General features: G+C 66.5%; 1 pseudogene. It reads left to right on the forward strand.

The features are described from left to right. Positions 1–364 (forward strand): annotated as a pseudogene (locus AC1DN2_RS21380) (hypothetical protein); the annotation flags it as partial.

Genomic DNA, 364 nt, shown 5'->3' on the forward strand with positions numbered 1-364 from the left:
GCCACCTACACGGCGGGCAACAACATCGCCATCACGCAGAACGGTGCGGAGGTGCAGATCGCCACCAGCGCCACGCCCAGCTTCACCAGCGTGACCACGGGCGGCACAGTGCTGAACAACAACGGCCTCACGATCACGGGCGGACCGAGCGTGACGAACACCGGCATCAACGCCGGCAACACGGTCATCACCAACGTGGCACCCGGCGTGGCGCCCACCGATGCGGTGAACGTGACCCAGCTGGGCGACACGGTGGCGGCCAACAAGACCAAGTACTACAGCGTGAACGACAACGGGGTGGCGGGAGCCAACGTCAACAACGACGGCGCGCAGGGCATCAACTCCATCGCCGCGGGCGTGGGTG

The sequence above is a fragment of the Arthrobacter sp. 01L42 genome (assembly GCF_056400005.1).